Genomic DNA, 13,137 nt, shown 5'->3' on the forward strand with positions numbered 1-13,137 from the left:
CCACTGGCGACTGGCGATCACCTGGCCGTTGACCATCACCGTCAGCTGGTCGGCCAGCGCAAACACCGCATCCATGTCGTGCTCCACCAGCAGCATGCCGTGCTCCTGCTTGAGCGCCAGCAGCAGCGCCACCATGCGCTCGGCCTCCGCCACCCCCATGCCCGCCAGCGGCTCGTCCAGCAGCAGCACCTGCGGCTCGGTCGCCAGCGTCATGGCAATCTCCAGCTGGCGCTGCTCGCCGTGGCTGATGGTGCCGGCGATGCTGTGCCGGCGGCTTTGCAGCCCGGCCAGCTCCAGCGCCCGTTCGGCGCGCCCGTTGACCGAGGCCATCCGCCCGGCGCGCTGCAGCCAGCGCCCGGCATGCGGCTCGCGCGACTGCGCGGCCAGCCGCACGTTCTCCCAGACCGTGAAGGGCAGGAAAATGTTCGTCTTCTGGTAGCTGCGCCCCAGGCCCTTGTTTGAAATCTTCTCCGGGCTCCAGCCCGTCACGTCGTGCCCGCCCAGCATGACCGTGCCCGAGCTCGGCGGCAAATCGCCCGACAGCAGGTTGGTCAGCGTCGACTTGCCCGCCCCATTGGGGCCTATCACCGCATGGATGTGGTTGCGCCAGAGATCGACAGACACGTCGTTCACCGCCGCCAGGCCGCCAAAGCGTTTGGTCAGCTTCCTGGCCGACAGGAGTATTTCAGCCATGGTCGGCTCCCTGGTTCTGGTCCTGATTCTGGGCCTGGTCTTGCTTGCCTTTGGCAAAGCGCTCCACCAGCCCGAGCAGGCCGCGCGGCGCGAACACCACCACGGCGACGATGAACAGCCCCATCCAGAGCTGCCAGTGTTTGCCCAGATTGACGCTGCCCAATACCTCGAGGGTGGGCAGGTCCTTGAACAGGTGCAGCAGGTATTCAAAGGCAAAGGCGCCCACGATGGCACCCGCAAAGTTGCCCATGCCGCCCAGGATCACCATCATGATGGCGTGCGCGCTCATGTGAAAGCCCATCAGCTCCGGGTTGATGTAGCCCGTCTGCGTGCCCCACAGGTAGCCGGCCAGCCCGGCCAGCGCGCCGGCCAGGGTGAAGGCCGCCAGCTTGTAGCCGAAGGTGCCATAGCCCATGGCCCGCATGCGGTGCTCGTTGACGCGGATGCCGGCCAGCGCCCGGCCAAACGGGCTCCACAGCAGGCGCCGCAGGAAGGCATAGACCGCCAGCAAGGTGGCCAGCGTGAAGTAGTACAGCGTGCGCTTGCCGTCCAACTCAAAGGGCGTCCAGCCAAAGAGCTCGGCGCTGGGCTTGAAGTTGATGTAGAGACCGTCGGAGCCGCCCAGCACCTTGTTGTCAAAGAACAGGTARAACACCATCTGGGCAAAGGCCATGGTGACCATGATGAAGTAGATGCCGTGGGTGCGCACCACAAAAAAGCCGATGACCAGCGCCGCCAGGCCCGAGGCCAGCACGGCCACGGGCAGGGTCCACCACAGGCTGACGGCCTCGCCCKGCGGGGTGAGGAAGGCCAGGGCGTAGCCGGCCAGGCCAAAGTAGGCGGCGTGGCCSAGCGAGACCAGGCCGGTCACGCCCTGCAGCAGGTCCAGGCTCATGGCAAAGATCGCCATGATCATCATGCGCGTCACCATCTGGGTGTAAAAGTCGGTGCCGGCAAAGGGRAAGGCSAGSAGGGCSATCAGCCCSAGYACGAGCGCCACCTGCACGCCGCGCGGCAGGGTTTCRAGATTGGATTTGGCTGAACTCATACCGCTTTAGCCGATAACTGAATTGGAAGTGTGGAGGCTTCTCTCCTCCAGGCAGGGGCCGCGGAACCGGCTTTGCCGGGCCGCAGGCGCAGCGCCCCCTCGGGGGGCAGCGCAGTACACGAAGTGACAAGCGTGGGGGCCATGGAATTCATTGTTTGAACARSCCTTCRGGCTTCCAGAGGAGWACGCCGGCCATCAGCATGTAGACCAGCATGCCGGCSACCGAGGGCAGCAAGACCTTGCCAAAGGTGTCGACCAGCCCGACCAGCAGCGCAGAAATGAGCGCGCCGCGCACCGAGCCGATGCCGCCGATGACSACCACCACAAAACACATGATGAGCACCTGCGAGCCCATGTTGGGGTAGACGCTGGCRATCGGYGCGGCGATCATGCCGGCSACYGCCGCCAGGCCGACGCCCAGGGCAAACACCAGGGCGTGGATGCGCTTGATGTTGATGCCCARGGACTCGGCCATCTCGCGGTTGAAGGCGCCGGCGCGTATCTTCATGCCSAGCCGGGTCYKGGAGATCAGCMMRTACAGRCCCAGCGCCAGCGCGATGCAGACGCCGGACATGAAGAGGCGGTAGACCGGGTAGGACAAATTCTCGGTGAGGGGGATCGAGGCGCCGAGCAGGTCGGGAATGGTCACGCCGTGCACGTCGTCGCCCCASAGGATGGAGCGCAGCTCTTCAAAGATGTAGATCAGCCCGAAGGTCAGCAGCACCTGGTCGAGGTGGTCGCGCTKRTAGAAATGGCGAAACAGCAGCCATTCGAGCGCCAGGCCRAAAATGACCGCGAGCACGGCGCCCARGAGGATGGCCAGGCTCAGGCTGCCCAGCTGGGCGCTGAGCGACCAGGCGAGATAAGCGCCCAGCATGTAAAAGCTGCCGTGCGCCAGGTTGACCACGCCCATGATGCCGAAGATCAGGGTCAGGCCGGCGGCCAGCATGAACAGCAGCAGGCCGTACTGCACGCTGTTGAGCAGCTGGATGAGGAAGTTGGCTAACGTCATGTCAATTCGTCATGCCACATCACAGGCGGCAACCGCGCGCAGGATCGGCCAGCGCCTTGGCGGCGACACTGACCATTTTGTTTTCCTTGTTCTCCACTTTGCGTAGGTAGATGTCCTGCACCGGGTTGTGCGCTTTTGACAGGGTGAACGTGCCACGCGGGCTGTCGATCTTTGCCTGCTCCATGCCCTTGATGAGCACCTCACGTTTGCTGAAGTCACCGCCAGCGGCTTTCAGTCCGGCAGCAAGCATTTGCGCCGCGTCGTAACCCTGGACCGCATACACATCGGGCTGCAGCTTGTAGGTCTTGGCGTAGCTGAGACGGAAGGAGCGGTCTTTCGGCGTGTCGAGGCCATCGGCATAGTGCAGTGTGGTGAGCAGGCCTGTAGCCGCGTCGCCCTGCGCATCCAGCGTGCCGTCGGTCAGAAAGCCCGCACCGTACAGAGGGATCTTGCCCTTGAGGCCGGCGGCGGCATAGTCCTTGACAAACTTGACGGCACCCGCACCCGCAAAAAACGTGTAGACGGCATCGGGTTTTGCCGCGGCGATTTCGGCCAGCAAGGCCTGGAATTCCACCGTCGGGAAAGGCACGTTCAGTTCCTTGATGACCTTGCCGCCTTTGGCCTCAAAGCCTTCCTTGAATCCCTTGACCGACTCCTCGCCGGCTGCATACTTCCAGGTGATGGTGACGGCGCTCTTGTGTTTGCGCTCGGCGGCCACCAGTCCCATGGCGTAGGCCGGTTGCCAGTTGGTGAACGAGGTGCGAAAGATGTTTGGCGCGCACAAAGGCCCCGTGATCATGTCGGCTCCGGCGTTGGGAATGATGAGCAGGGTCTTGGTGTCTTTCGCCACCTTGGCCATGCCCATGGCGACGCCGGAGTGCACGGTGCCGACCAGCACATCCACCTTGTCGCGCTGAACCAGCTTGTTGGCGTTTTCGATGCCCTTGGACGGCTCGGACTCGTCGTCGACCTTGAAGAACTCGATCTTCTTGCCGGCGAGCGCGCCACCCTGTTCCTGCACAAACAGCTTGAAGCCGTTTTCGATGGCCACGCCCAGCTGGGCAAAGGTGCCGGTATAGGGCAGCATCAGGCCGACCTTGATGCTGTCATTGCCTTGCGCCTGGGCGGCTGAGGCAGCGAGCAAAGCACAGGAAATGGTCAAGAGGGAAGAAGCCGAAAATTTTTTCACAGGAATGTCTCCGTTGGGCAAAGGGATGGGTCAGGGGCGAGTGAGGCGCGAGTGAGGGGTTACGCTGCAGAATCGGCAGCGGGCGCGTGTTGGTCAGTGGTGTTGGTCAATGAATTCCTTGACGGCGTGGATCAAGGCCGCAGGCTGGTCGCGATGAGGCGAGTGCCCGCATTGCGCGAGTTCGAGCAGCTGCGTTTGCGGGGGTGGGAGGCGGCGGGCAATGCCGTGGATATGTTCCAGCGTGCCGTATTCGTCATCCAGCCCTTGCACGGCAAGAATCGGGCAAGTGATGGACGGCAGCTCGGCCTCGATCGTCCAACTGAGAAAGCTGGGGTCCAGCCAGATGTCGTTCCAGCCCTGGAAGGCTGAATCAACATCCTCGTGGTAGCGCGTCAGTTTCTCTTTGAGGTCGGTGCTCCGATAGGCTTCGCGGGCCGTGCGAATGCTTGCCAGGCCATACTCTTCAACCATCAGGTGTGGCGCGACAACGACCAGGCCCGCCACCGAGTCTGGAAAGCGCGAGGCATACAGCAGAGCGATGGAGCCGCCATCGCTGTGGCCCAATAGCCAGGGTTTCTCCTTGACGTTCAGCGCTTCAAGCAAGGCGGGCAGCACCTCGTGTGCCTGTGCGTGCATGAAGTTGGCGCTCCAGCGCTCAGCGGCTGCGCGCGGCGTTGAGCGTCCATAGCCGGGGCGCGAGTACACCAGGCCGCGAACATTGGCTGCATCACACAGCGCCTGCGGAAAGTCCTTCCACATGGCGACCGATCCCAGCCCTTCGTGCAGGAATACGACCAGAGGGCGATCCTGCTTGCCGGCATTGAGCCATTGATGCTCGATACGCACCCGCCGGCCTGCCCAGTCGATGTCGACGAATGACGTGTCGTTCGTGGTTGTTTGAAGTGGCTGTGGGGCACTCATGCCTTGCGCTCCTGTTCCCGCAAGCGAAAGCGCTGGATTTTCCCGGTTGCCGTCTTCGGCAATTCATTCATGAATTCGATGAAGCGCGGATATTTATAGGGCGCGAGCCGCTCCTTCACGAAGGCCTGCAGCGTGGCCTCGTCGACCTGATGGCCCGGCTTGACAACGACAAAGGCCTTTGTCTTGGTCAAGCCTTTTTCATCTTTCTTGCCGATCACGGCGCACTCGAGTACAGCGGGGTGCTGCACCAGCGTGGCCTCGACCTCGAACGGCGACACGTAAATGCCGCTGACCTTGAGCATGTCGTCGCTGCGGCCCGAGTAGGTGTAGGTGCCGTCGGCGTTGCGGACGTATTTGTCGCCGCTTTTGGTCCACGCACCCTGAAAGGTATCGCGCGATTTTTCGCGGTTGCCCCAGTACATGAGTGCCGAGCTTGGGCCGTGGATGTAGAGGTCGCCGGTTTCGCCATCCGGCACCGGGCGGCCGTCGTCGTCGCGCAGTTCGACTTCATATCCCGGAACGGGCCAGCCCGTGGTGCCATAGCGCACCTGTCCCGGGCGGTTGGACAGGAAGATATGCAGCATTTCGGTTGAACCCAGGCCGTCGATGATCTCGACCCCGAAGTGGGCCGTGAACCGCTCGCCCAGTTCGCTGGGCAAGGCTTCGCCGGCCGAGGAGACCAGGCGCAGCGCAATGTCTTCTTTAGCCGGCAGGGCAGGCGAGGCCAGCATGCCGGCAAAACCGGTGGGCGCACCGAAGAATACGGTTGGACGCAGGCCGCCCACCTCGCCGCGCCAGCGTTTGAACGTGGCCTCCGGCGTCGGCCGCTCGGCCATCAGGATTGTGGTGGCGCCCACGCTCAAGGGAAAACTCAGTGCATTGCCCAGGCCATAGGCAAAGAAAAGTTTGGCCGCCGAGAAGCAGACATCCTGCTCGGTGAGGCCCAGCACCGGCGTGCCATAGAGCTCGGCGGTCCAATAGGGGTTGCCGTGGCTGTGCAGCGTGCCTTTGGGCCTGCCGGTGGAGCCGGAGGAATAAAGCCAGAAGCCGGGATCGTCCGGGCTGGTGCCCGCCGGCTCGGCCAGTGGCGCGTGTTGTGCCATCAGGGTGTCGAGTGCCACGGCGCCTTCGGGCAAGGCCGCGTCAGGACGCGAGACGATCACGGTCCTGACCTCATGGCCACCCTGGGTCATGGCCGCCTGCAGCGTGGGCAGCAAGGCCCCGGACACGATGGCAGCCTGTGCCCGGCTGTGTTGCAGCATGTAGGCATAGTCGTCGGCCGTGAGCAGGGTGTTGACGGCCACCGGCACGATGCCGGCGTACATGGCGCCCAGAAAGCTCACCGGCCAGTCGTTGCAGTCGTGCATCAGCAGCAGCACGCGCTCTTCGCGGCGCACGCCCGAGGCCAGCAGCGCCGCAGCGAGACGGCGAATGTGCTCGGCCAGATCGCCATAGCTCAGGCTGCCCAGGTCGTCAATGTAGGCTGGTTTGGTCAGGCGGGCCAGGTTGCGCCCGATCAGGTGCTGGGCAAAGTTAAAGCGCGCGCCGGGCGGCGCGACGGGGAGGGTGGGGGTCAAGTCTGTCTCCTTGATTTGCAGGGCAGTCAGCGGTGCTTAGAGGGTTTTGAGCACGGCGGTGCTGGCTTGCACCGCGCTGCGGCGGTGGTAGAAGTTCAGCGCACGCACGCCACCGAGTTCCTCTCCGCCGCCCGCGCGCCCGGGCCCACCATGCAGCGACTGCGGCATCACATTGCCATGGCCGGTGTGCAGCTGCGCCACATCGGGCGAGATCACATGCACGCGGCCGTGGCTGTCGGCCAGCTCCAGCGCAGTGGCGGCGAGCGCGGCCGGGTCGCTGCCGTAGAGCGAGGCCACCAGTGAGCCCTGGCCCCGGCGCACCAGGGCCAGCGCGTGGGCCATGTCGCTGGAGGTAGCGCGGTAGGGCATCAGGGTGGCCACCGGGCCAAACACTTCGGTGTCGTGGATGCGGTCGGCTCCGTCGGCATCACGAGCGCCCAGCAGCGTGGGTCCGACGCAGCAGGCCACGGCGGGGTCGGCATCCACCAGTGCGTGCGTGCTGCCGTCATGCAACAGCTCCGCCTGCGTTTGCAGGTGGGCCAGGCCCTCGCGGACGCTGGCCAGCTGCGCGCGGTTGACCAGTGCGCCCATGCGAACCGTTTCATTGCGCGGGTTTCCCACAATGGTTTTGGACAGGCGCGCGGCGATCGCCTCGGCCACCGGGCCATACAAGTCCTCGGGGACGAAGACGCGGCGAATCGCGGTGCATTTCTGGCCTGATTTGACCGTCATCTCGCGCACGACTTCCTTGACCAGCAAATCGAAGGCGGCGCTGCCGGCGGCTTCACCGGGCAGCAGCAGGGCCGAGTTGAGGCTGTCCGCTTCGATGTTGACGCGCACCGAGCGCTGCGTCACGGCGGGATGCGAGCGGATCACGGCCGCTGTTTCAGCCGATCCGGTGAACGACACGACGTCAAAGGGCTGCAGCGCGTCCATCAGGCCTGCGGAGCTGCCGCACACCACCGACAGTGCGCCGGGCGGGAAGACGCCGGCTTCGACCACGTCCTGCACCATGCGCTGGGTGAGCCAGGCCGTGGTGGTGGCGGGCTTGACGATCACCGGCACGCCGGACAGCAGTGCCGGCGCCGCCTTTTCCCACAGGCCCCAGCTCGGAAAGTTGAAGGCGTTGATGAACAGGGCGATGCCCCGCGTGGGGGTCAGCACATGTTGCGACTGGAACAGGTCTTCCTTGCCCAGCCGTGTCATTTCGCCGTCGAGCAAAAAGCGGCGGTCGCCCAGTGAGTCGCCGAGTTTGGCGTAGCTGCCGAGCGTGAAGATGCCACCGTCGATGTCCACCGCCGAGTCGTTCTTGACGGTGCCGCTGTTGGCCGTGGCGATGTCATAGTAGGCATCGCGGTTCGCCTGCAGCACCTTGACGGCAGCGGCCAGCATCGCGGCGCGCTCGCGGTAGGTCAGGCGCTGCAGCGCTGCGCGGCCTTGCTCGCGCGCAAACGCAAAGCCTGCCGCGAGATCAAGCCCGGTGGCGTCCACGCGGACCAGCTCGGTGCCGAGGGTGGGGTCGAACAGGGGCGTGCCGGCGCCGCTACCGGCCTGCCAGCGGCCCCCGAGGAAGTTGGAAATCAGTTCAGTCATGCAATTCTTTCGTGAGGAGTAATCGTGACGCCGCCGGGCCGCTCCCAAGGCGGCACAGCCCCTTCGGGGGGCAGCGCAGCACACGAAGTGGCAAGCGTGGGGGCCGTGACGCCACCGGGCCGCTCCCAAGGCGGCACAGCCCCCTCGGGGGGCAGCGCAGCACACGAAGTGGCAAGCGTGGGGGCCGTGACGCCGCCGGGCCGCTCCCAAGGCGGCACAGCCCCCTCGGGGGGCAGCGCAGCACACGAAGTGGCAAGCGTGGGGGCCATATCACCGGGTGAATTCAATGCGGCCTTCGGGCAGCAGGTAAAGCACGAGTGCGCGGCCGCTGGATACGGTGGGCCGGTGTGCGCTGCCCGGTGGGTAGACCAGCCAGCCAGCCGGATGGCCATCAAACTGCGCATCGCCTTCGATGGGCATGATCAGGTCGATCTCGCCATTCGGGTGGCTGTGGTGTGGCCCGGCAATGTCTTTCATGTCGACCACGTCGACCGAGAAACCGTGCAGGTCCGCGGAGGGTTTGAAGATGCGGCCGTAGCGGATGCCGCCGCCTTCGCGGTCACACAGCCAGCCCTCGGCGACCCCGGTTTCGCAGGCCTGTTTCAGGCGGTCATAGGTGATACTACCGGGGCCGTGCTCGGCATTCAGCCACGCTTGCAGGCTGGCATCGAGTGGGCGCCCCACCAGTTGAATCGTGAGTTCTGCAATATGTTCGTGAAAGTGTGTGGGTGACACGTGTATCTCCAGGGTTGCGTGGTTGCGCTGCGCTTGCGTTCAGGTGTAATATGAATTATTGTGCAGGACGAACAATAAATCCTCGAAAATCCCATGTCAAGCAATATATTGCATCAATCAGGGTTAACACTTAGCGATGTGACCACTGACTTTGAACCAGCAAAGGCCGAGGCCGGGCTGGTGGATGGCGCGACGGCGGCGGGTAAAAACCCGTTTCTGGTGGCGCTGGGGCAGCGGGTGGCGGCCTTGCGCGCGCGCCGCGGGCTCACGCGCAAGGCGGTGGCCATCGCTGCCGATGTGTCCGAGCGCCACCTGGCCAACCTGGAATATGGTCTGGGTAACGCCTCGATACTGGTCCTGCTGCAGGTGGCCGGTGCGCTTCAGTGTTCCTTGGCCGAAATCATTGGCGACCGCACCACCACATCTCCGGAGTGGTTGATGATCCGCGAGCTTCTCGAGCAGCGTGATGACGCGACGCTCAGGCGCGTGCGAATCGTGATCGGGGAAATGCTGGGAACCGGTGGCGGCAATGTCATACGCAGTCCGCGTATTGCATTGATTGGGCTGCGCGGGGCCGGCAAGTCCTCGCTGGGGCAGCTGTTGGCCGACGACCTGGGGTTCCCGTTTGTTGAACTGAGCCGGGAAATTGAAAAATTCGCGGGCTGCAGCGTGTCGGAGATTCAGGCGCTCTACGGCATGAACGCCTACCGCCGCTACGAGCGGCGCGCCCTGGAGGAAACCATCCAGATCTATCCGGAGGCGGTGATCGCCACGCCGGGCGGGCTGGTGTCTGATCCGGCGACGTTTAACCTGTTATTGAGCCATTGCACGACGGTCTGGCTGCAGGCCACGCCCGAGGACCACATGCGGCGGGTGATGGAGCAGGGGGACCTGCGCCCCATGGCCAACAGCAAGGAGGCGATGGAAGACCTGAAAGACATCCTTGCCGGTCGCGCACCTTTTTATTCCAAGGCGGAGTTCACCGTGAACACCAGCGCGCAGCCCCTGTTGCCGACTTCTGCTGCGCTGCGCGAACTGGTCCGCAATGCCCTGGAACTCCCGTTGGATGAAAAAATCAAAAAACATGCATAAAAGTGCTTGACGTCTTTCTGTTATAGGCATTATTATTCGTGTATGAATTCTGGTTCGTGCACTATTTTGCTTATTTTGAGGAGATGATGTGAACATTGACACTCGCGTTGACTATCAAACCAACCCCGGTCGCTATAAACACTGGGCACTGAAGTTTGAAGGGCCCGTCGCCACGCTGACGGCTGACTTTGACGAAAACGCAGGCCTGCGACCTGGCTACAAGCTCAAGCTCAACAGCTACGACCTTGGCGTTGATATTGAGCTCAATGATGCGATCAACCGCATTCGCTTCGAGCATCCGGAAGTCCGCACGGTGGTGGTGACCAGTGCCAAGGAGAAGGTCTTCTGCTCGGGCGCCAACATCTTCATGCTGGGTGTCAGCAGCCATTCCTGGAAGGTGAATTTCTGCAAATTCACCAATGAGACCCGCAACGGCCTGGAGGACTCCTCCAAATACAGCGGCCTGAAGTTCCTTGCCGCCGTCAATGGCGCATGTGCCGGTGGTGGTTATGAACTGGCGCTGGCCTGCGATGAAATCATCCTGGTGGATGACCGCTCCAGCGCGGTGAGCCTGCCCGAGGTGCCCTTGCTGGGCGTGCTGCCCGGCACCGGTGGCCTGACACGCGTCACCGACAAGAAGCATGTGCGCCACGACCTGGCCGATCTGTTCTGCACCAGCGTCGAAGGCGTGCGCGGCCAGAAGGCCAAGGACTGGCGGCTGGTGGACGACATCGCCAAGCCGCAGGTCTTTGCCCAGAAAGTACGGGAGCGGGCGCTTGAATTGGCCGCCACGAGCGACCGGCCGGCCGATGGCAAGGGTGTCACGCTGCCGCCGGTGGCGTGCGTGATCGAGGCAGACGCACTGCGCTATCCGAATGTGACTGTCGAGATCGACCGCACCAAACGCACCGCCACCTGGACCGTCAAGGGCCCCACTGGCGCCCAGCCCACCGACCTGGCCGGCATCGAAGCCGCGGGTGCTGCCTGGTATCCGTTGCAGATGGCGCGCGAACTGGAAGACGCCATCCTGCAAATGCGCACCAACGAGCTGGACATTGGCACCTGGCTCATCAAGACCCAGGGCGATGCGGCTGCTGTGCTGGCGATGGATGCCACCTTGCTGGCCCAGCAAAACCACTGGCTGGTGCGTGAAACGATTGGTTTGCTGCGCCGCACGTTCAGCCGCCTCGATGTGTCGTCGCGCAGCCTGTTTGCGCTGATCGAGCCAGGTTCCTGCTTTGCCGGTACCTTCCTTGAGCTGGCCCTGGCCTGCGACCGCAGCTACCACCTGGCGCTGCCGGACGACGAGTCTGGCGCGCCGAAGATCACCGTGGGCGAGACCAACTTCAGCCTGTACCCGATGGTGACGGAGCAGAGCCGCCTGGGCCGCCGTTTCTACAACGAGGAGCCCGCGCTGGACGCGGTACGCGCCAGCATGGGCCAGCCGCTCGATGCCGACGCTGCGTTCGCCCTCGGCCTGGTCACCTCAAACCCTGACGACATCGACTGGGCCGACGAAGTACGTATTGCCGTCGAAGAGCGCGTGGCGATGTCTCCCGATGCCCTCACCGGCATGGAGGCCAACCTGCGCTTCAACGGCCCTGAAAACATGTTCACCCGTGTCTTCGGGCGGCTCACCGCCTGGCAGAACTGGATCTTCCAGCGCCCCAACGCCGTCGGCGAAAAGGGTGCCCTGAAGGTCTATGGCAAGGGCGACAAGGCCCAGTTCGACTGGAACCGCGTCTAGGCACCAGCTCTCGTTGTGCGGTGCGAGTCCGGGTGGCGCACCGCAACCGAATCCATCCCCCGAATCAGCCTTGTTTTTTGGAGACCACGATGTCCAGCATTAACTACAGCGAAAAGATTCCCAACAACGTCAACCTGAGCGAAGACCGCACGCTGCAGCGTGCGCTCGAACAGTGGCAGCCCAATTTCATCAACTGGTGGGACGACATCGGGCCCGAGGGTTCGACCAACTCGGACGTCTACCTGCGGACTGCCGTGAGCGTGGATCCGCAAGGCTGGGCCCAGTTTGGCCATGTGAAGATGCGCGACTACCGCTGGGGCATCTTCCTCAACCCGGGCGAAACCGACCGTACCATCCACTTTGGCGATCACAAGGGTGAAAAAGCCTGGCAGGACATTCCTGGTGAATACCGTGCCAACCTGCGCCGCATCATCGTCACGCAGGGCGACACCGAGCCAGCGTCTGTCGAGCAGCAGCGCCACCTCGGCCTGACCGCCCCCAGCATGTATGACCTGCGCAACCTCTACCAGATCAACGTCGAGGAAGGCCGCCACCTGTGGGCCATGGTCTATTTGCTGCACAAGCATTTTGGCCGCGATGGCCGCGATGAAGCCGAGGGCCTGCTGGAGCGCCGCAGCGGGGACGCGAACAATCCTCGCATCCTGGGCGCCTTCAACGAAGCCACGCCGGACTGGCTGAGTTTCTTCATGTTCACCTATTTCACCGACCGCGACGGCAAGTTCCAGCTGTGCGCGCTGGCGGAAAGCGCTTTTGACCCGCTGGCCCGCACGACCAAGTTCATGCTGACCGAAGAAGCGCACCACATGTTCGTGGGCGAAAGCGGCATTTCCCGCGTCATCCAGCGCACCTCGCAGAAGATGAACGAACTCAAGACCGACGACGTGGCCAAGCTGCGCGCCGCCGGCGTGATCGACCTGCCGACCATCCAGCGCTACATCAACTTCCATTACAGCGTCACGATTGACCTGTTCGGTGCCGATGAGTCCAGCAATGCCGCCACTTTCTACAGCACCGGCCTGAAAGGCCGCTACGAAGAAGGCAAGCGCGTGGATGACCATGCGCTCAAGGGCCAGACCTACAAGGTGCTCGAAGCACGCAATGGCGAACTGGTTGAAAAAGAAGTGCCGATGCTCAACGCGCTCAATGAAGTGCTGCGCGACGACTACATCAAGGACTCGGTGGCCGGTGTCGAGCGCTGGAACAAGGTGCTTGAAAAAGCGGGGATTTCCGTCAAACTCAGGGTGCCGCACAAGGCTTTTCACCGCAACATCGGCGCGCTGGCAGGCGTCAAGGTGTCGCCGGATGGCCGCGTGGTGTCCGAAGCCGAATGGAATGCCTCGGTGGGCCAATGGTTGCCCAGCAACGAAGACCGCGCTTACGTCGCCAGCCTGATGGGCCGCGTGGTCGAACCAGGCAAGTTTGCCAACTGGATTGCACCGCCCGTCATGGGCATCAACCGCCAGCCGGTGGACTTCGATTACGTCCGTTTTAACTGATCTCCCCAGCAAG

The 13,137-nt window shown here is 63.5% G+C and carries 11 protein-coding genes; 3 read left to right on the plus strand and 8 right to left on the minus strand.

Annotated elements, in window-relative coordinates; translation table 11 throughout:
* The 8 genes from AC1DUB_RS17625 to AC1DUB_RS17660 form a co-directional block, all read right to left on the minus strand.
* On the minus strand, nucleotides 1-693 hold a 693-nt coding region (locus AC1DUB_RS17625), incomplete at its 3' end, for an ABC transporter ATP-binding protein (protein WP_477730620.1).
* On the minus strand, nucleotides 686-1,741 hold the full coding sequence (locus AC1DUB_RS17630) for a branched-chain amino acid ABC transporter permease (protein ID WP_477730621.1): 1,056 nt from the start codon (nucleotides 1,739-1,741) through the stop codon (nucleotides 686-688). The genes AC1DUB_RS17625 and AC1DUB_RS17630, both read right to left, overlap by 8 nt.
* Nucleotides 1,742-1,889: 148 nt before the next feature.
* Complete coding sequence (locus AC1DUB_RS17635; RefSeq protein ID WP_477730622.1) at nucleotides 1,890-2,753, minus strand: branched-chain amino acid ABC transporter permease; 864 nt, start codon at nucleotides 2,751-2,753, stop codon at nucleotides 1,890-1,892.
* Between the two features lie 19 nt (nucleotides 2,754-2,772).
* On the minus strand, nucleotides 2,773-3,942 hold the full coding sequence (locus tag AC1DUB_RS17640) for an ABC transporter substrate-binding protein (RefSeq protein ID WP_477717812.1): 1,170 nt from the start codon (nucleotides 3,940-3,942) through the stop codon (nucleotides 2,773-2,775).
* A 93-nt stretch (nucleotides 3,943-4,035) separates the two neighbouring features.
* Nucleotides 4,036-4,863: an alpha/beta fold hydrolase gene (locus AC1DUB_RS17645; RefSeq protein ID WP_477717811.1), complete on the minus strand. Its 828-nt coding sequence runs from the start codon at nucleotides 4,861-4,863 to the stop codon at nucleotides 4,036-4,038.
* Nucleotides 4,860-6,440, minus strand: a complete 1,581-nt coding sequence (locus tag AC1DUB_RS17650) for a benzoate-CoA ligase family protein (protein ID WP_477730623.1) — start codon at nucleotides 6,438-6,440, stop codon at nucleotides 4,860-4,862. Before AC1DUB_RS17650 ends, AC1DUB_RS17645 begins: the two co-directional genes overlap by 4 nt.
* A 36-nt stretch (nucleotides 6,441-6,476) precedes the next feature.
* Nucleotides 6,477-8,033, minus strand: a complete 1,557-nt coding sequence (locus AC1DUB_RS17655; RefSeq protein ID WP_477730624.1) for a 3,4-dehydroadipyl-CoA semialdehyde dehydrogenase — start codon at nucleotides 8,031-8,033, stop codon at nucleotides 6,477-6,479.
* A gap of 270 nt (nucleotides 8,034-8,303) precedes the next feature.
* Nucleotides 8,304-8,768 (minus strand): DUF4863 family protein, encoded by a 465-nt coding sequence (locus tag AC1DUB_RS17660; protein WP_477730625.1) that lies wholly within the window; start codon nucleotides 8,766-8,768, stop codon nucleotides 8,304-8,306.
* Nucleotides 8,769-8,861: 93 nt separating this feature from the next.
* Between AC1DUB_RS17660 and AC1DUB_RS17665 the strand changes: the two genes are divergently transcribed.
* The 3 genes from AC1DUB_RS17665 (at nucleotide 8,862) to boxB (ending at nucleotide 13,124) form a co-directional block, all read left to right on the plus strand.
* Nucleotides 8,862-9,860 carry a helix-turn-helix transcriptional regulator gene (locus tag AC1DUB_RS17665; RefSeq protein WP_477730626.1) on the plus strand — a complete coding sequence of 333 codons (999 nt, stop codon included), beginning with the start codon at nucleotides 8,862-8,864 and terminating at the stop codon, nucleotides 9,858-9,860.
* An 88-nt stretch (nucleotides 9,861-9,948) separates the two neighbouring features.
* Entirely contained in the window at nucleotides 9,949-11,607 is a 1,659-nt protein-coding gene (gene boxC / locus AC1DUB_RS17670; protein WP_477730627.1) for a 2,3-epoxybenzoyl-CoA dihydrolase, read from the plus strand.
* Between the two features lie 89 nt (nucleotides 11,608-11,696).
* Nucleotides 11,697-13,124 carry a benzoyl-CoA 2,3-epoxidase subunit BoxB gene (gene boxB, locus AC1DUB_RS17675; protein WP_011482564.1) on the plus strand — a complete coding sequence of 476 codons (1,428 nt, stop codon included), beginning with the start codon at nucleotides 11,697-11,699 and terminating at the stop codon, nucleotides 13,122-13,124.
* Nucleotides 13,125-13,137 lie beyond the last annotated feature (13 nt).

The sequence above is a fragment of the Polaromonas sp. P4_F9 genome (assembly GCF_056401235.1).